This is a genomic window from Vibrio rhizosphaerae (assembly GCF_024347095.1).
GTDB classification, from domain to species: Bacteria; Pseudomonadota; Gammaproteobacteria; order Enterobacterales; family Vibrionaceae; genus Vibrio; species Vibrio rhizosphaerae.
This window is the reverse complement of the sequence record NZ_AP024903.1, coordinates 981,058-1,001,067: the sequence shown is the minus strand read 5'-3', so window position 1 is coordinate 1,001,067 and position 20,010 is coordinate 981,058. Positions and strand designations below refer to the sequence as shown.

The 20,010-nt window shown below is 49.3% G+C and carries 13 protein-coding genes (1 of these 13 only partly in view); 8 read left to right on the top strand and 5 right to left on the bottom strand.

The window, feature by feature from the left end:
* Nucleotides 1-94 precede the first annotated feature (94 nt).
* Genes OCV37_RS04270 through OCV37_RS04255 form a run of 4 tightly spaced genes read left to right on the top strand, consistent with a single transcriptional unit; the run spans nt 95 to nt 4,429 of the window.
* A complete protein-coding gene (locus tag OCV37_RS04270; protein WP_038182237.1) occupies nt 95-1,528 on the top strand; it encodes a tagaturonate reductase in 1,434 nt (477 codons plus the stop codon).
* A gap of 37 nt (nt 1,529-1,565) precedes the next feature.
* Nucleotides 1,566-2,558 carry a C4-dicarboxylate TRAP transporter substrate-binding protein gene (locus tag OCV37_RS04265; RefSeq protein ID WP_038182240.1) on the top strand — a complete coding sequence of 331 codons (993 nt, stop codon included), beginning with the start codon at nt 1,566-1,568 and terminating at the stop codon, nt 2,556-2,558.
* Between the two features lie 51 nt (nt 2,559-2,609).
* Nucleotides 2,610-3,140 carry a TRAP transporter small permease gene (locus OCV37_RS04260; RefSeq protein ID WP_038182243.1) on the top strand — a complete coding sequence of 177 codons (531 nt, stop codon included), beginning with the start codon at nt 2,610-2,612 and terminating at the stop codon, nt 3,138-3,140.
* 2 nt (nt 3,141-3,142) lie between these two features.
* A complete protein-coding gene (locus OCV37_RS04255; protein WP_038182246.1) occupies nt 3,143-4,429 on the top strand; it encodes a TRAP transporter large permease in 1,287 nt (428 codons plus the stop codon).
* Nucleotides 4,430-4,669: 240 nt separating this feature from the next.
* Here the strand turns inward: OCV37_RS04255 and OCV37_RS04250 are convergent, their stop codons facing one another.
* Complete coding sequence (locus OCV37_RS04250; RefSeq protein ID WP_038182250.1) at nt 4,670-5,575, bottom strand: GntR family transcriptional regulator; 906 nt, start codon at nt 5,573-5,575, stop codon at nt 4,670-4,672.
* A 134-nt stretch (nt 5,576-5,709) separates the two neighbouring features.
* On the opposite strand from OCV37_RS04250, the gene OCV37_RS04245 reads away from it, so the two are divergent.
* Entirely contained in the window at nt 5,710-6,729 is a 1,020-nt protein-coding gene (locus OCV37_RS04245) for a zinc-binding alcohol dehydrogenase family protein (protein WP_038182252.1), read from the top strand.
* Nucleotides 6,730-7,306: 577 nt separating this feature from the next.
* On the top strand, nt 7,307-8,596 hold the full coding sequence (locus tag OCV37_RS04240) for an anaerobic sulfatase maturase (RefSeq protein WP_051680604.1): 1,290 nt from the start codon (nt 7,307-7,309) through the stop codon (nt 8,594-8,596).
* A 3-nt stretch (nt 8,597-8,599) separates the two neighbouring features.
* Here OCV37_RS04240 and OCV37_RS04235 read toward each other — a convergent pair whose 3' ends face one another.
* Entirely contained in the window at nt 8,600-10,600 is a 2,001-nt protein-coding gene (locus tag OCV37_RS04235; protein ID WP_038182254.1) for a glucose PTS transporter subunit IIA, read from the bottom strand.
* An 18-nt stretch (nt 10,601-10,618) separates the two neighbouring features.
* A complete protein-coding gene (gene licT, locus OCV37_RS04230; protein WP_038182257.1) occupies nt 10,619-11,470 on the bottom strand; it encodes a BglG family transcription antiterminator LicT in 852 nt (283 codons plus the stop codon).
* Nucleotides 11,471-11,803: 333 nt separating this feature from the next.
* Here licT and OCV37_RS04225 point away from each other — a divergent pair, with 333 nt between their 5' ends.
* Together OCV37_RS04225 and OCV37_RS04220 are read left to right on the top strand one after the other, a co-directional pair.
* The gene (locus OCV37_RS04225) at nt 11,804-13,348 is read left to right on the top strand and encodes a methyl-accepting chemotaxis protein (protein WP_038182259.1); all 1,545 of its coding nucleotides are present in this window, start codon (nt 11,804-11,806) and stop codon (nt 13,346-13,348) included.
* 274 nt (nt 13,349-13,622) lie between these two features.
* On the top strand, nt 13,623-14,222 hold the full coding sequence (locus tag OCV37_RS04220; RefSeq protein ID WP_084717474.1) for an RNA-binding S4 domain-containing protein: 600 nt from the start codon (nt 13,623-13,625) through the stop codon (nt 14,220-14,222).
* A 229-nt stretch (nt 14,223-14,451) separates the two neighbouring features.
* On the opposite strand, the gene OCV37_RS04215 is transcribed toward OCV37_RS04220, so the two are convergent.
* Nucleotides 14,452-15,855 (bottom strand): hypothetical protein, encoded by a 1,404-nt coding sequence (locus OCV37_RS04215; protein ID WP_038182264.1) that lies wholly within the window; start codon nt 15,853-15,855, stop codon nt 14,452-14,454.
* A gap of 325 nt (nt 15,856-16,180) precedes the next feature.
* On the bottom strand, nt 16,181-20,010 hold the final stretch of the coding sequence (locus OCV37_RS04210; protein WP_051680607.1) for a non-ribosomal peptide synthetase. 10,816 nt of this gene lie beyond the right edge of the window; only the last 3,830 of its 14,646 coding nucleotides appear in the window; its start codon lies off the right edge, out of view — the gene reads right to left on this strand; its stop codon occupies nt 16,181-16,183.

Below are 20,010 nucleotides of genomic sequence, written 5' to 3'. Positions count from 1 at the left end.
TGTTACAATTTTTTTACCTGACCTTAGACTTTCCCTAACGCATTCGATAACGCCTGTCCGACACACAGAGTTACGTATAATTTAGGGATATGAAATGACGCTACTGAGCAGAGACCTCTCAACCCAACCCCGCCGTCCTGAAAAAATCATTCAGTTTGGTGAAGGTAATTTTTTACGCGCATTTGTCGATTGGCAAATTGATCTTCTCAATGAACAAACCGACTTCAATGCCGGTGTGACCGTTGTCAGACCGATTGATGCCGGCCATCCTAAACTGGATACTCAGGGCGGGGTTTATACCGCGTTGATCCGCGGCATCAATGAAGCCGGAGACAGTGTCTCGCAGCCGCGGATTGTCACCTCAGTCAACCGCGAAGTGCTGGCTTACGGCGAATATGAACAAGTGCTGCAAATTGCCGAAAACCCCGAGTTAGCGTGGGTGGTGTCTAACACCACGGAAGCAGGCATTGCATTCGATGCACAGGATCGCGTTGATGCTTTTCCGCCGAAAACTTTTCCGGCCAAGTTAACCCAGTTTTTATTCCGTCGTTATCAGCACTTTGAAGGCGCACAGGACAAAGGACTGATCTTACTGCCGTGTGAACTGATTGACGACAACGGCGAGAAGCTCAAAGAAATGGTGCTCAAATATGCCCGACTTTGGAAGCTTGAAGACGGTTTTACCAATTGGATCTTGACCGCCAATACATTTTGTTCAACGCTTGTTGATAGAATCGTTACCGGCTATCCAAGAGATGAGATTGATGCACTCGAAACCACCCTTGGCTATCAAGATAAGTTTCTTGTGGCAGCAGAATACTACTACTTGTTTGTGATTCAGGGCCCGCAATGGCTTAACGACAGGCTAAAATTGGATCAGTGTCCGCTCAATATTAAGATTGTTGACAACATCAAGCCTTATAAAGAACGCAAAGTCGGGATTTTGAATGGTGCGCATACCGCGATGGTGCCGGTGGCTTACTTGTCTGGTTTAGATACCGTCGGTCAAGCCATGCAGGACGAGGATGTGGCCACATTTCTCGATGAACTGCTCAATGACGAAGTGATTCCGTCCTTATCGATGAGCGAAGAAGAACTTCAGGCATTCAAAGAGAGTGTTCTGGACCGCTTTAGAAATCCTTATATCAAACATTATTTGATTTCGATTGCGCTTAATTCACTGACGAAATTTAAAACCCGGCTCCTGCCGCAGCTGATCACTTATACCAAGAGCCGGGGAACCGCACCGAAGTTTCTCAGCTTTAGTCTCGCCGCTCTTTACTGCTTCTATCTGGGCCGGCGTGACGGGGATGATATCCCGCTCAATGACGATGAACATTTGTTAGACCATTTCAAAACGTGGCGGACAACCACGGGTAGCCATGCAGCACCGGTCCGGGATTTTCTCGGTCTGCAACAACATTGGGATGTTGATTTAACCGAACTCCCGAATTTAGAAAACCTCGTCGTGACCTATGTAGACACGATTCAATCAATTGGAATGAAAGCAGCACTGAAAAAACTTTAAGTTTTTTCACTCACAGAACTGATAAAGGAATAAATCCATGAGAACCCTACAGCGTAATCTTAAGAAACTGACTTCGGCAATCGGCCTGACTCTCGCCGTGAGTTTCGGTGCCAATGCAGCCACTGAAATCATGATTGCCTATGGTAACCAACCGGGTGAACCGATTGATAAAGCGATGCACTACTGGGCCGATCAAGTTCAGGAAAAATCGCATGGTGATATCAAATTCCGCCTCTTCCCTTCCAGCCAGCTCGGCGGTGAAACGGAAGTCATGGAACAGGCCAAACTCGGGGCCAACATCATCACTATCAGCTCTTACGGCTATCTGATGGATACCATCCCTGACTTCGGGGTGATTAACGCACCTTATTTGTCACAATCGTTTGAGAAAAAATCGAAACTGCTTCACACCGATTGGTTCAAAGGCCTCAGCCACCAGTTGGAAGGTAAAGGTCTGAAGATCGTCGTCCCTGATGTGGTCTACGGCACACGTCACCTGCTGTCGAAAAAACCGGTTCATACCCCGGCAGATCTCAAAGGCGTAAAAGTCCGCGTCCAGCACTCGCGCTTATTTGTCGCCACGGTCAAAGCAATGGGTGGTATTCCGACACCGATGTCCCTGTCTGACGTTTATCCGGCACTTTCTCAAGGGGTAATCGATGGCGTGGAAAACCCAGCAGTGGTTCTCTTCGGCGGTAAATTCTATGAAGTGGCGAAAAACCTCAGCTTAACCGCGCATACCAAACACATGTCGCCATTTGTCGCAGGAACCAACTTCTGGAACACCCTGTCGCCAGAACAACAAAACATCATCATCAGCACCAGTCGGGATATGGTGAAATATGGGGCGGACCTGATTGCTCAAAGTGAAACTCAGGCAATCGATAAGCTGAAAGCGGCTGGCGTCAAAGTCAACGAAGTTGATATTCAGGCCTTCGAAAAAGCGGCACGTCAGGCAGTTCAGAAGGACTTCCCTGAATGGTCTCCTAACTTATATAAAGATATTCAAGAAAAGCTATCTCAGTTGTAATCAAGACGGGGCTCAGACTTGAGCCCCTTGCTCAGCTTTCTGGAGCTCATCATGGAAACTCAAATGTTGCAAAATCAGGTCGTTCCAACCTCAAAAAACAGACTCATCGCCGTTTTAGACCGTATCAGTCAACTCGATGTCGTGATTGCTACCACCTCGCTGGCGCTCATTGTTTTGCTGATGAGCTACGGTGTGGTAACACGCTACGTCTTCAACTCACCCAGCTCATGGGTCGAAGAAGTCTGTCTTGCGTTGTTCACATGGACGACCTTTATGGGCGCGAGTGCCTTAATGCGCACCGATGAAGTGGTACGGATTGATTTTCTATCGCATAAACTGCCTGCGGCAGCAGCCGACATCCTCGATAATCTGATTCGCCCGTTATTTGTTATTTTTGCGTTGGCTTTCATTATCAATCTGGGCTGGAAGTTACTGCCATTTTCACAAGTCCGGTTTACGCCCTCACTCCAGATTCCATACGTCTATATCTATGCGGCCATTCCGTTCAGTGGCATGTTTATGCTCTATCACCAATTGAAACACCTTTACACCTTTTTCACATCACGTCGTAAGGAAGACTAATCATGTCCGTTACTTTACCCATTGCTGCACTGCTGTTTTTATTTGTGCTAGGGATTCCGGTTGCATTTTGTATCTTCATCGCGACACTGACTTATTTCTTGCTCAATAACCACCTGCCGATGATGATTCTGATTCAGCGGCTTGCCGGAGGTCTGGATTCCATCACCCTGCTTGCGATTCCATTCTTTATTATGGCCGGTGTATTTATGAACTATTCGGGGATCAGTAAACGACTGCTGAAATTCTCTGAAGTGCTGACCGGACATATGAACGGCGGTCTGGCACAAGTTAACGTTATTCTCAGCACCCTGATGGGCGGCTTGTCCGGCTCAAACATCGCAGATGCGGCCATGAGTTCTAAACTGCTGGTGCCACAGATGGTCAAACGCGGCTATAGCGCGTCATTTTCATCTGCGGTCACTGCGGCCTCATCGCTGATTACGCCGATTATCCCGCCGGGTATCGCGTTGATCATCTACGGTTACGTCAATAACGTCTCTATCGGGAAACTGTTCCTTGCCGGGGTGGTACCGGGCATTTTACTCTGCCTGATGATGATGGTTTTGGTGGCTTTCATTGCCAAAAAACGCAACTACGCACCGATTCGCGAAAAACGTGCCTCGGTCCGTGAAATCACCGTCTCAGCCAAAGATGCTTTTCTGGCTTTGCTGCTGCCGGTAATTATTATCGGCGGGATTCGCTTCGGGATCTTTACCCCGACGGAAGCTGGTGCGGCAGCGGTCGTTTATGCGCTGGTGTTAGGGATGTTCGTCTATAAAAATATGAACACCAAAACCCTGTGGGATGCGACCAAAGAATCGGTACTGGCTTCTGCCAATGTCCTGTTGATTATTTGTATGGCGGTCGGTTTTTCTAAGTTCCTCACCTGGGAGCGCGTCCCTCAACAACTGGCGTCCTGGCTCACCGCCACCGTGGAAAGCCCGATGACCTTCCTGCTGTTGGTCAATCTGTTCCTGTTAATTATCGGTATGTTTCTGGAAGGCAACGCGGTGATGATCGTTCTGGCTCCGCTGCTGGCACCGGTCGCTCAGTCTTACGGCATCGATCCGGTTCACTTTGGGATCGTCTTTATTTTCAACGGTGCGATTGGCACCATCACCCCGCCGCTCGGGACGGTGATGTTCACCACGTGCTCGATCACCAAGGTGTCGATTGAAGATTTTGTCAAAGAGATCATGCCGTTCTGGATTTTGTTGATTGTCGCCCTGCTGATGCTCACCTATATTCCGGTGATCTCAACCGGCCTGCCCAATTTAGTCTTCGGATAAACCATCGCTATCAATACAAACGGGCCCATCAGGGCCCGTTTTGTTTGGCGGCATATAGCACGTCTGTCCTGCTAACACGTCTGCTAACACGTCTGTCCCGCTAACAACTTCGCACGCCTGTCCTGCTAACAAATTCAAATAGAGCAATTCAATTAAAGCGTCTGTCCCGCTAACGCGAATAGGGCATCTGTCCTGCGAACCATCTGACCAATCAATTAAAGCGTCTGTCCCGCAAATCAATCAGAGCGTGTTGGTTATCAGGCTGTTTTCCATGGTGCGTTTTGCGGTCTGCAAATGGCGTCGTAACTCCCCCATTGCCCCGAGATCATCGCCGCTAATCATCTTACTCAGAATTGCCATATGCTCTTCAATCGCGACCATATTGCGCTTACGTAAATCGGAATTGTCCCACTGATAGTGATAATGGAAGATCACCGAAATAATGTCATAGAACTGGTCCATAAACGGGTTGTTGGAAGCCGATAACAGCAGCGAGTGGAATTTATGGTCAAGCTCAGAAAAGGCCTGATATTCACTCACCATCGCATCGCGCAGTTCCCGGTGCTCATAGAGCAGGTACTGGGCTTTCAGCCAGCGTTCATCGCTGCGCGGCAAATTCATAAAGCGATTCAGCGCATGGCATTCGAGCATTTCCCGCAACTCAATCAGGCTCGCGGCATAATGTGTATCAAAACGAATCATTCGCCAGCGGCCGCGGTTGATATTCTCAATAAAATTAAACCGGGAAAAGCGGATCAAATGCTCACGAACCACCGAGGTTGAACACTTAGAGCGTTTCGACAATTCCAGCTCGGTAAACTCCTGCCCCGGCAGCATCCGTTTGTTTTTAATCTGATCGTTAAAGAACACTTCAAACACTTTACTTTGCAGATCTTTCTCTGACATCGTAGTGGCATATTCATCCTCCTCTGAGGGTAAACGCGCCACCTCCCAGCCATTGTCGCTCTCGCTTAGTATCCCTTTGTCGCGCAGGTCGTTCATGATGTGCCGAATCGTAGTCCGGCTGACACTGAACAAGTCCGCCAGCGAAGACTGAGACGGTAACGGTGATTCAATATGCTCAAGACGAACTGCATCGAGTAACTGGTTCGCAATGATCTCGCGAAGTTTTTTATTTCTAGCCATTGATACCCTCCATCCCGATAAAATACCATTAAAAAACAGAAAAAATTGACTACGCCTGAGCATTTTCGAGAATTTAATCAAATAAAAAACAACCCAAATACAATGTTTTCATGCATCCATCATGAGAGATACCTATGAAAACATTAGTCTGCGATAAACCGTTTGATTTGCAGTATGTCGAACAAGCCATACCGCAAGCGCAAGCCAAAGAGATTCTGGTCAAAGTCTCCTCCGTCGGAATTTGTGGTACCGATATCCATGCCTACACCGGCAACCAACCGTTCTTCTCTTATCCCCGCATTCTTGGCCACGAACTCTGCGGCACCGTCCATGCGCTGGGTGAAGGTGTCACCACCGATTTTGCAGTGGGTGATAAAGTGGCTTTAATTCCGTACGTCGCCTGCCATGCCTGTCCTTCTTGTGACAGTGGCAAAACCAACTGCTGTGAAAATATTTCCGTCATCGGTGTGCATCGCGACGGCGGATTCAGCGAATACTTAACCGTGCCCGAGGGCAACCTGCTGAAGGTCAACAATGTTGATGATCAAACCGCAGCATTGATTGAGCCGATGGCGATCAGTGCCCATGCCGTTCGACGTGCTGATGTAAAACCGAATGAAGCGGTGTTGGTGGTCGGTGCCGGTCCGATCGGGATTGGGGCGGCGGCAATTGCAGCCGCTGACGGGGCTAATGTGATCATGGCAGATACTCAGCCGGAGCGAATCGCCCATGTCCAGCGTGAGCTGAACCTGCCGACACTTAACCCGCTTGATGAAGACTTTCACGAGCAACTGGCAGCGGCATTCGGCGGCTCACTGGCTCAGACTGTGATTGATGCTACCGGTAACCCGCGTGCGATGAATAGTGCTGTCAATCATATTCGTCACGGAGGCAAAATCGTCTTTGTCGGTCTGTTTAAAGGCAACTTGGAAATCAACGATCCTGACTTCCATAAGAAAGAAACCACGCTGATGGGCAGCCGCAACGCAACGATGGAAGACTTTTGTAAAGTCCAGCGCCTGATGGAAGCCGGGAAACTCACCTCGCGCATCATGCTGACCCATACGTTTGATTTCAACACCATTGGTCATAGCTACGAAACCGATGTGATCAATAACAAGGCTCTGCTCAAAGGCTTAATCAAAATCAGCTAGTCACTCATGCCCGTTCTCATTGCGGGGCAATCGTTGCTTACCGTCACCATGACGGACAGCCGTGACATAGCAGCGCAACATAGCAACCGTGACATGACAACCACCTGCTGCGATGCAGTCGGTGGTTGAAGTCCAAAGGTTGAAGCTCTATCGGTTGAAGCACTATCGGTTGAAGCACGAAAGAGGGCTTCGTCACCATCGCATTGCAGGACGCACAATACTGTTCGATACACCAATAACACCACCACCTTTATGTGACGCAAAGCTCAAAAAACACGACTGTACGGCTATATCTGTGATCAGATACGGTGTTTACCCCGTCACAGATATTGCTATCTAAGGGTGGGTATGTTTATGCTCTTAGTCAGGCGCAGTCTTCCCGTCATCCTGTTTGTCAATATAGTCCGGGCGATCGTGACATCACGGAAAACACAGCCAGTCAAAATGAGCGCAACCTTGGGATTGTTACTGTTCCTATCAGGCAAAACCTAAATAAGTCAGCATCGATTGAGGGTGTTGAGTTGTTTAGGTTTTTTTTATTCATATTTTTGATAACGAGAATTCAGAGAGCCATGTCATGAATGACCACACCATCCCCATCAATATTGTTGATCCATCGCAACAGGCTTCACCTTCCCTGCATTTACCGAAGCTGGGCGATGATGATTTCTACATGTACCACAACATGGTGAAACCAACCGGCTCATTATGTAATCTGGATTGCACTTACTGCTTTTATCTGCACAAAGAGCAGCTCCTGAATCAATCCAAGCGGCCCAGAATGGCACCGGATCTGCTGGAACTTCATATCCGACAGTATATGGAAGCCAATACCGGCCCGACGGTTGATTTCACATGGCAAGGGGGAGAGCCGACGCTGGCCGGGCTCGACTTTTATCAAAAGATTATCCGCATCCAGCAAAAATATAAGCGCCCGGATCAAATCGTTTATAACGACTTACAGACCAATGGTCTGCTGCTGAATGATGAATGGTGTCATTTTTTAAAGGAACATGATTTTCTGGTCGGTTTATCGATCGATGGTCCGGCTGAATTTCACGATCTTTATCGTTACACCAAAACTAAAATGCCAACCCATGCCAGAGTGATGGAGGCAGTCTCACTGCTCCACCAATATAACATTCCGTTTAACGCCTTGTGTGTCGTCAACCGTGACAATGCAAAACAACCGTTGGCTGTCTATCGCTTCCTCCGCGATCAGGTGAAGCCCCGGATCATTCAATTTATCCCCGGTATCGAAACCAAAGATTTTGAATCGGTCGCCCCGGGTCAGTGGGATCCGGATAAACTGCCCATGCTCTCTTCTTCGGCAGCAAGACCCGGTAATCCAGACTCGGTCGTGACCGACTGGAGCGTCGACCCGATCGATTGGGGGAACTTTCTCTGTACGATTTGGGATGAGTGGTTCCGGCGTGATTTTGGCCGGACCTTTATTGATCAGTTCGAAAACATCATCTCAATCATGTTCAATCACGGCCCGCAAAAGTGTGTGAATGCGCAAGTCTGCGGCAAGGCCGTTGCCATTGAACACAACGGAGATATCTATTCCTGCGATCACTTTGTCTATCCCGAATATAAGCTGGGCAATATCCGACAGGTTCATCAGGGGGATTTAGTCTTCTCTGACGCACAGAAAAAATTTGGCTTGGCTAAATTTGAATCTTTGCCAAAACATTGTAACCAATGTTTCTTTCTCAATTTGTGTTGGGGAGAGTGTCCGAAAAGCCGCTTCCTCCGCACACCGGACGGGGAAGCCGGGCTCAGTTATCTTTGCTCAGGCCTGAAGCTCTTTTATGCCAAAGCGACCAATGCCTATCCTCAGTTGAAACAGCTGCTGAAACTGTAGCCATCAATCTTTAGTCCGCACGCTCAGTAATCTGGCGCCATGCTCAATCGATGCTCCCTTTTGCGCATGGCATATCGCTTCCGCATACGCCGCTGAATTTTTGATAATAATCGCCGTCTCTAAGTTGTAGCCCATCGCGGCAATGGCGGCATCATCAAAATGGATGAGTGGCTGGCCTTGTTTGACCGACATGCCTTTTTGTAATGCTTTAGAAAAATGCATCCCTTCCAGTTTGACCGTATCGATTCCAATATGAATAAAGACTTCCAGACCCTGCTGAGTTTTGATGCCAATCGCATGACTACTGTTAAAATCGGAGACCACCTCCCCATCAACCGGTGCGTACACCGTGCCACTGTCAGGAATAATCACCACCCCCGCACCTAAAATCCCCATGGCAAAAATCGAATCGGATGACTCTTCAAGCGGCAGAATATCCCCGGATAAAGGCGAAAAAATTGTCTCACTGAAAACGGTCTCACTGAATTCACTTGGATCCGATGGGTCAACGGCTATTGGCGGTTGCGACTCAGCCGATGCCTCCGGGACATATCTGGAAACCCGCCCTGATAACGGCTTGTGGTGTTGCACAGGGTCTTTCTCTTCGTTGCCGTCCGCCTGAACCCCGGACGCCTTCTGAACGGGCTGGCCGGAGAAATAATAACTGAGATACCCGGCCAATAATGCCGCACTCAGGTTAGCGGCCAGAGCGGCATAAACGGTGCCGTCGATGCCGTGCTCGGGAATGATCTGGGTCAGCGTAAACAGACTCATTACCCCCATGGAATAGACTTTGGTTTGATAAAAACCAACCAACATTCCCCCTAAAGCGCCCCCCAGACAACCAAACAGAAAAGGACGTTTTCTCGGTAAGGTAAATCCATAAACTGCCGGTTCGGTAATCCCAAACAAGGCCGTCACTGAAGCAGATCCCAATAGCCCCTTTCGTTTACGGTCTTTTTCACGCAAGAACAGTCCGAGACAAGCCCCCGCCTGACCAAAGACGGCAGGCATCAGCAACGGTACTAAGACATCATAGCCATAGACAGACACATTATTCATCACCGCAGGCACCAGCCCCCAGTGAATGCCAAACACCACCAGAATTTGCCAGATGCCGCCCATTAACAGCCCGGCAAATGCGGGGCCGACCTGATAGAGTGAAATAATCAACCATGATATTTCGAAGGCAACCCAAGAGGAAAGCGGCCCGATAAAAATAAACGTCATCGGAACCATCACCGCAAGACATAACGCCGGGATCAGTAAATCTGCAAAAGAAAATTTCACGAATTTTGCGAGAAAATGCTCAAGCTTCGCATTCATCCACGTCGCCAGTATGACCGGAAGAACACTCGATGAATAATTAATATAGTAAATCGGCAGGCCAAAAAAGGTATCCGGTGCCTGACCATTGTCCAGATTGTGTGAGAAAAATAAGCTGGCGGCACTGGTAATATCGGGGTGGACCATGGCAGCACCGATTGCCATCCCTACAAATGGTCGTCCCTTAAATTTTTTTGCAGCGGTAAACCCCAAAAAGACGGGCAGAAAGATGAAGGTTGATGTCGATGCAAGACTCAGTAAACGATACACACCACTATCGGTCGAAAGCCAGCTCAACGTGACACATAAGGTCAACATCCCATTGAGAATTCCAGCCCCGGCTAATAATCCAAGCAACGGCGTAAAAATACTGGTAATCATATCAATGGACTGGTTAAAAAATCCGTGAACACGTTTCTCTTCTACGTTTCCACCGAGCAGACACATTAACTCATGATAGGTCTGGACGACCGGTCCCCCGACCACAATATGATACTGGCCAAAACTCTTCATCACCGCAACGACATCCGGCAAATCAAGTAGTTGATCACCGGCGACCTTCTCTTCATTTTTCAACACAAAACGCAGCCGCGTCGTACAATGCACCACGCTTTTAATATTATTCGCGCCCCCCACAAAGATAAGAATCTGACTTGCCAGTTCCTGATAATGATTCATTTCACTTTGTCTCTGCAATTATGATGAATGAGCCGCTCGTCTGACTCGCTCTATATGAACCGTCAGAAACATCATCTCTTCTGAAGTCATCACATGTTGATATTTCTTCTCGACGTACTGACCAATTTTCTCGGTACAGTCAAACGACTTCGGATATTTGTCTTTAATTGAGATAAATAAAGAGTCGTCATCGGAGGCAATGGTTGTTTGATGGATGAGTCGATGGGCAAAAAATTTCAGATGAGTAACCAGTCTTTGAAAATCGGTTCCTTTCTCATCCAGACTAATCGCCATCTGGTACTGAATCATCTGCACAATATCACGAATCAGATTGGTGACACTGATGGTATTGTTCATATCTTCATTGAGCTGCGCATTCACTAAGTGCAGCGTGATAAAGCCGGCTTCATCTTCATCAAACTGAATGCCTGACGCTTCTTTCAATAAACGTAATGCTTCCAGACCGACGCGGTATTCCTGCGGATAGAGCTGGCGGATTTCCCAAAGCATCGCATTTTTGATCTGTTGTCCTTTCACCATTCGCTCGAGGGCAAAGAATAAGTGGTCAGCGAGCGAAATACGCACACTCGGATGCAACTGCCCCGGTAAATCCCGTTCAGCTAAGCTGACAATCGATTCCGTCACCGAAAGCAGTTCTAAAGGAATTTTTTCCAGCAACTCGTGATAACGCGCATCGAGCGCTTTATCATCGGTTTTGGCCAGCGTAAATACTTTCTCAATGCGTTGTGCATTGATCGACATTCCTTTCTTCATTTGAAAGCCGATCCCTTTCCCCATCACAACGACTTCATGTCCATACTCATCAACAGAGATAATGACATTATTATTCAGTACTTTTTCAACCTGCATGTTTGTCCAAACTCGTTTTTATATAAAAAAACCTGAACACCGAAAGCCATGCGTATCACATAGGCTTTCGGTGTTCAGGTTTTGCATGCTTGTGCATTCGCAATCCTTATTGATTATCAAAATAGCATGTTATTTAGGGTGCTAACAATGCAAGGCGATGTAACTGTGCTGCGCAGCACAGTTACAATAGCGATTCAGTTGATGACCCATATCAACGTCCTGTCATGTTTATTTGATAAAATTATAACCTTGTATGCAAGTGACTGCGTTTAAATACAGCAAGCGCTGGATCAATCATCACGGACCGATCGATCGTATAGTAAAGAGATTACAATGACAGACAAAAGAGTCAGTTTTTCAGAGGATGACAGCCTCATCTCCACCACTTCCCCCGACAGCCATATCACCGATTGTAACGAAGATTTTTGCCGCGTTGCCGGCTATCAACCTGACGAGCTGCTCGGAAAGCCCCATAATATCATTCGCCACCCGGATATGCCCCGGGCCGCTTTTGGCCAAATGTGGGAATATATTCAATCCGGTAAAAGCTGGATGGGACTAGTCAAGAATCGATGTAAACATACCGGGCATTATTGGGTGTCTGCTTTTGTCACCCCGATTATGGGCAAAGATGGCAAAGTCTACGAATATCAATCGGTCAGAACCCAGCCGACCGACGCACAGATTTCACGGGCAACGGCACTTTATCGCCATTTAAAAAAAGGCCCCGTCGCGATCAGACGCCGCCCATGGATCACTCTGTTACTGGCGCTGGCCCTGCTACAATTTGCGACCCTGCTCGCTTTTGCTTTCGACCTCTTGTCACTGCCGCTCGCACTCGGTGTGATGATGCCATCAGTCGTGCTCCAAATCGCCTGTGTATTGCGACTGAAACAGCGCATCACATCGTTAAATAAACAAGCTCAGGCGCATTACGATAACCCGCTCATGGAACACCCTTACACCGGCTACTGTGATGATCTCTCCCGCATTGAACTGGCCCTGCTGATGAAGCGCGCAGAGTTGAGAGCCGCCACCGCACGGGCCACAGAAACATCGGACGCGTTACTCCGGGCAGCCAATGAAGAAGTCCACAATCGGATGCTCATTGATCGGGAACTGAACGGACAGGAAACCGCTACCAGTGCGATGGCAGTTTCAGCGGAAGAGATGTTAGCCTCCATTGATGAGGTCTCCAAACAGGCGAAACAGAGTGCAGAATTTGCGAACGATGCGCAAAACAAAGCGCAGGAAGGCACCCAAACCATTGATGAAGCTGTCCGGACGGTTCATATCCTGAGTCAACATCTGACCCGGTCAAAAACCGCACTGGAGCAACTGTATAGCGACGTTGACGGCATCGAAACGATTCTGGAAATGATTCAGGATATCGCCGAACAAACGAACTTACTGGCTCTCAATGCCGCGATTGAAGCTGCAAGAGCCGGAGAACATGGCCGGGGCTTCGCTGTGGTCGCCGATGAAGTCCGCGCCTTATCAGCCAAAACAAGCACTTCAGTCGGGGGGATTCGCTCAAAAATTGAAGAGCTGCAAACCACCGTCAATAAAACAGGCCAATTAATGGAAGAAGGGGTCAACGCCTCAGAACAGAGCGTCGCCAAATCACAACAGAGTAAGGCCTCATTCGAGGCGATTGTGAGTGACTTAATCTCGATCGGCGAGCAAAGTGCGTACACGGCCCAAGCCATCACCGAGCAAGTACAGGTTACCCAAGGCATCAATGCGCATGTGATGCGGATGAATGATGCAATTCAGTCGACAAAATCACTCTCGTCTTCATCGGTTGCTCGCACCAACGCGCTTGTCACACGTCTGGAGAGCCTGCAACGGCTGGTACAGCAATTTAGTCAATCGTAAATCGATTCTGCATTCCCCATCCGGGCAGCATGACCGCTCTCCGGATGGATAAAGTGTTATCCGATGGCGGATTGAAGACGTAACTGCATCAAAATGAAATAGCGTCTGTCCCCGTAACGTTCTAGTCCCCGTGACCTTTCCGTAACGAAAAGAACCCACAGTGCCTGTCCCCATCACTGATTCCTGTTCATTCTGCTATTTTCGATCAATAGCACTGTCACTTGTGACGGCAAACCGATACACTCTCCCCAAAATCACCTCTCAGAATTTAGCTATGCAAAACCATGACAACCACGCTGATGAAGCGACAGAAATTGAAATCGAAGCGATTGGCATTGAAGTCAACCATCAGCCCATCGAACTCTATAAAGTTCTGAAATTAGCCAATGTGCTCAGCGGTGGCGGAGAAGCCAAGTATGCGATTGCTGAAGGATATGTGGTGGTCAATGGAGAGGTCGAACGACGTAAACGCTGTAAAATCTATGACGGTGATCTCGTCGAGTTTAACGGTGAATACTATCTGGTGATTTGTGATGTCCCGGTAGCTGAGCCTGCTTCGCCTGACGCCATACAGAAAAAAGCGAGTAAAAAGGCACCTCAGACAACCGCTTCAGAGCATGCTTCACCGCGTCAAAGCAAAAATAACCGGGCGAAAAAAACGTCGGCGCACAAAAAGGCACCTCCGTCAAAACAGGGAAAAACCAATCACAATGCACTGATCATTGGCAAACATTATCAGCCTGAGCAGGAAAAGAATCCCGTCCCCAATAACCATCTTGCCGACAAAAACCCGAAAAAGAAAACGCCCACAGACAAATCCCAACCCACAGAGCATGACGTGGTTGGCGGCCGCGGTGCGATTAAATTTTTCTGACACTATGGGTCGGATGATGTTTGATACCAGCCGCCACCGGACGATCATGCGAATATTTGAACCATCGGCATCGGATGCGGGCAATGGCAATTGAGCGATCACCCATCATGTATCCCCCAAGCGGTTTATCATGACCCTCGATATAAAAAACCTGTTTCCGGGTGATGAACTCAGAAACAGGTTGAACAGGGTTAATCAACTGAATGGGTGTTAATCAACGCAATGGATATTACCCATGATATGTCAGATGAGAGATATCATAAAAAATAATATAACCCTTATCTGTTGTGTATTGTGAGCGACTACCATCATACGATGTCTCGTCTATCACCATTTGAGGGATCGGGGATAATTTGCCGCCATAGTCAACATAAATAACCAACGCATGAAGATCATAATGATAGGTATAGACTGGACCATAGAATAAGAGACGACCGTAATCTGCCGGGGATTTTACCGTGAGTTCAAAATTACCGTTGTCATCTGTTGTCGCCCAGGCGACTTCATTCAAAGACTTTCCGGCATTACTTTGAAACTCAAACTTTAATTTCGCGGTAGCAATCGGTTCACCGGCTGAATTGATGGCTTGACCTTTGATAACGGCAGAAGTTTTAAGTGCAAAGTAGTCACCCTGACCATAGTCTATTCTTCTGGAACTATATTCGTCTGTTGTAACGCTTAGTGATAAACCTGCCAGTTTTTCAGTTGTAGTCAGGGTATAGGTATCCGTAGCAACCACCTTGTCACCATCAGCCCTTACCGCCCAATAGTAAGTCCCCGCAGAGAGTGTTGCTGAGGCTGGGTCTTTGTCATCGATCACCCCGAGACTCTGACCATTCGCATTGAATAGTTCAGCTTTATAATTCCCATAGCCTTCTCCGGTGAGAGCAAAAACCAGTTGTTTCTGCGTGGGGATCTCAATTTTAAACACATCAAGATCATACATATTGTCCATTTGCCCGGTAATCGGCCCCATGCCTTCAACATTGGTGGCTTGCCAGAAGTTATCGTTCGGCTCATTGTCATCATATTTCGTTGAAAATGCAGTCGTCAGAACAAAGCTATCACCATAATTCTCCCCTTCAGAGCGAATCACCAATATGTAGTCACTTGCTGCACTGCTCGTTGCTGCGATTTGTTGTCGTAAAGCGCCCAGCGTGGTTGAAAAACCAACCGAGGTATAATCTGCCGATGCATCACCCGCAGGTTTGCTATACAGATACGCTTTGTAAGTCATGTTGCTCGGAATCTGAGACGCAATCACAGTCACCTTTCCGGCTTCATTGGCACTGAAAGCATACCAGTGTTCAGGAGAATCGGCAGTCAGGGTATCTTTGTAGGCATTATTTAATGCAATCGAAAAGACGGGCGGCGCGGTATCAGATGCTGCGGTTTGTAAGATTGATTCGGCATCATGAGTCAGATCGAACTGACGGACATCAATCGACTGTTCAAAAGGTTGTGTTGTGACATTGAAGTCAGATTGCGTCGTCATCCCAGTCTGATGCATGGGTTTAATCCGTAGCTGAACATCGTCAGTGATCAGTTGGGGTTGAGCGTAAACATAGGTAGAAATTAACAGACAACCACTAAGCAATGCCTGAATAACGCCCTTATAGGCTGTATATTTCATAATTATTTTCCATGAGTGAAATCTAAGAAATGGATGATATGGCTACAACAGAAGTGACGATAAAGAATACAAGACAATAAAGACCTTCAACCGGGAAGGGAGCATAACAAAACAAACATATGAAATGTATGGCATATTATTATTTATATGCATCACCCCTCATTTTATATGGTTTCTAATCGAGATAACTAGCAACGACTCAGCTATCCAAGCGGTAAATATTTGCATCCGATTGAAAATCGATGCGTTGATACCACCCCATCGATGACAGAGCCCGGCATTGCCGGGCTCTTCTGTTGAGGCACATCCCCACTCAGCCAATCACTCAGCTCAGTTCATCACTGACAGCGATAGCCAAACGTTGAATACGGACGAGGATCTGCTCAGCCACATGCGGATCACGCACAATACTGTCATGATCCCCGGAGAACACCTGCGACTGCACCTGCCCGTAACAATCCCACTCACTGGTATCCGCCCCCTGCTGATAACGAGAACCATCGAGTGTCTGACTCGACCAGAATACCTGCAACGGCGCGGCAACCGGCTTCAGTACATGCTCACGCATGAGCTGATGGCTGTGCATCAACAACTGCATCTGCATCAAACGCAGCGCCCGATCTGCGGCTTCATCATCCAAAAGCGCCGTCTCCCCCAGCAACTGCGCCAGTGTGTCGAACACAAACAAGTCCTGCGCTTGCGGGGACAGACGCCCGAACACCTGCGAGGACAGACACCCTTGCCCTGTTGTCTCGGGGCTTATGGTACCCGAGTCACTAACGGGGACAGACGCCTCAACACCCTGCGAATCTTGCGGGGACGGCGAATCTTGCGGGGACAGACGCCCTAATCCCTCCCCTGATGATTCCGGATCCGGTTGCGCCGTCTGTCCTGCTAACGTTTGCTCCAGCGATATCAGTTCAGCCAGATGATTCTCCAGCAATAACACCCGGTGGCGATGATTGAGGCAAGCTAAGTAACGCGTCACCCGATTGAGCTGTGGGACTTGCAAGCGTGCTTTCTCCACCTCAGCCCGCGCATCGATAATGGTCACGCTCTCGACCGTTTCATTGAGCGCTTCAAGCTGGTGCGCTATAGCCATGGCCAGCCACGCTCCGAACGACCATCCCACCAAACGGTAAGGCCCGTGAGGTTGCACGGTGCGAATCAGTGCGACATAGCGTTCAGCCAGTTGCTCCAGATTTGCTGAATCTGCCATGCTGAGACCATGCAATTGCGGGGATTCAATGCCATAAACCGGGAAACGGTTATCGAAGTGTTGCACCATAGTCTGATAAGCCCGGACAATCCCCCCGGCAGGATGAAGCAGGAAGACATTACCCTGTGCCTGACTGGTGAGTAGATTGGCTTCGGCCTGAGCATTCATCGGGACCAGCAATGCCGTATCAGTTGACGTCGCATCCGTCTGTCGCTCCGCATCGGCATAACACTCATGCTGCGGCTTGTCGGCCGTATCCGGTGTCGGTTCTGCTTCGACATGCAGCGCAAGTGCCTGTAACTCAGAATGACGGAACACCGCAGTGAGTGGCAAGGTTAGTCCACTCTGACGCCGAAGCATGGCTACCAAGCGGCCGGCCAGCAGTGAATTGCCGCCAAGGGCAAAGAAGTCATCTTCCCGATAAACCGTGGCGACACCAAGCAGTGACTGCCAAATCTGAGCCAGCGTCGTCTCAGCCGAAGTCTGCGGCACTGTTTTCTGTGTCGAAATAAGCGCAGATAACTGCGGCTCAGGCAGGGCTTTGCGATCAATCTTATCGTTCGCATTGAGTGGCATCTGTGTCAGATAAACGATCTGCTGAGGCACCATATACGCAGGCAGTGTGCGCTTGAGTGATGACAAAATGGTATCGCTGTTCATCACTTCGTCGTGCGCTCTGACGGTTGAATGAACGGTGACATATCCGACTAAGCAGGCTCGCTCCGTACCGGCATAACAGAGGCTGACCACCGCTTCACGGATCCCGTCGATCGCGCCGAGCCGCGCTTCTATCTCACCGGTCTCAATCCGGTAACCACGTAACTTGATCTGAAAGTCCGTCCGGCCGACATAGAAGAGTTCGCCATCGGCCGACAAACGGACCCGATCCCCGGTTTTATACATCAGGGCGTCAGCACGGTGCGCAAATGGATCCGGCAAGAAGACTCCGGCGGTCAAATCGTCCCGGTTGAGATACCCCAGCGACACGCCGTCGCCGCCGATGAATAACTCACCTTCTGCTCCCGGAGCCACCGGATGGTGCCATGCATCCAACACATATAATTGCGTATTGGCAATTGGCCGGCCCAGCGGCGGCTGCGCCATATTGGCAGAGGTGATTTCTGCACAAGATGACCAGACCGTGGTTTCCGTCGGACCATACATATTCAGCAGACGCACACCGCGGGCAAGCATGCCTTCGGCCAATGCCGGCGGCAGCGCTTCCCCGCCGACCAGCGCGGTCAGATGTGACCAATCCTGTACAGGTTGTTCCATTAACATCTGCCATGTGATCGGTGTTGCCTGCATCACTGAAATGCCCCGCTGTTGCAGACATACCGATAACGCTGCACCATCGCGCACCATCGTTTCATCAGCAATGACCACCTGTGCGCCGACAAGCAAAGGTACGAACAGCTCCAACACCGCGATATCAAACCCGACCGTCGTCACAGCCAGTAACTTATCGTGCTCAGTCATGCCGGTCACCGACACCATACTCTGCAAGAAATTACTCAATGCCGAGCGGGGGATCTGAACGCCTTTCGGCCGCCCGGTCGACCCGGAAGTAAAGATGGTGTAGGCCAAGCCTTGATCTTGCTGTGTCAAACGCATCAACGCCTGCTCGCGGTCGGCGTCACTGAATGGTGTGGTCGCAATCAGTGACGACACACTGTGATTCAGACCCGTCTCACCGAGCATCACCGAGCCGTCATTCAGGATCAAATCCGGTGAGATCTCTTCCAGAATCAATTGTAGACGAGCTTGAGGCTGGGACGGATCCAGTGGCACATAACCGGCACCGGTCGCATAAACGCCCAGTAATGCAACCAACATATCAGTCTGACGCGCATGACACACCACCACACGACTGTGCGCCGTTACTCCCCGGCATCGTAATGCATACGCAAGATGCAATGCACGCTCCAGCAGCTCAGCATAAGTCAACTCGCCATTCCCGTCAGACACCGCCACACGGTGTTGTTTCGTGGCCCAGTCCGCCAGAATTCCTGTTCCGAGATGCCATTGATCCAACGTGACAGATTCACCGCGCAAACCGGCATCAGCGGTGACACTCTGACGGCTGATATCCGTCAGCACATCACGGCTCTGAGCGGTGGTAAAGGCAGAAAGAACCCGTGTCAGCGTTGCCAACATGGCCTGGGCTGCCCGAAGAGAAACCCGTTCACCATCGCAACCCATCCGCAACATCAACGCTTCATGGGGCATCACTGTCAATGTCAGCGGATAATTATTGCGCTCATAAGCCTGCAATGGCGTGACTGACAAACCGTGATTACTATTACTGCTCTTGCCTGCCCCCTCGCCGAGCGCTTCATTTTCAAACACGAGTAGCGCATCAAAAAGCGACTGTCCCCGCAATGCGCCATTTTGTGCCAACGCACTCTGGGCAGTAATCTCCACCAGCGGCAGACATTCGTGTTCCCGCAATTCCACGCCCTGACGGTGTACCAGCGCCAGTAATTGAGCCAGCGTCTGATCAGGCTGTAAACTTATCCGCACCGCGATCGTATGAATAAAAATACCGATAATCCGCTGTGCTTGCGGTAACTCAGCAGGACGCCCGGATGTGGTCATGCCGAACACAATATCGTGCTGCCCGCTGTGATGAGCAAGCGTCAAAGCCCACGCCGCCTGCATCACCGAATTGAGCGTCACCCCATGCTGCCGACACAGCGACTTGACCGCCGAGGTAAGCGTTTCACTCAGGCGATGCTCAAACAACGCAAATGAATCACGATCGGAGCCGGAAGGCAAGGCGACCGGGGTTTCAAATCCACGCAGATAGTTGTTCCAGAACGCTTTAGACGCATCGAGATCCTGCTCAGCCAGCCAATCGAGATAGATCGAAAAATCCGGTCGCGGAGTCAGTTGGATCGCGGTATCTCCCATCGCCTGACGATAACGCTGCATCA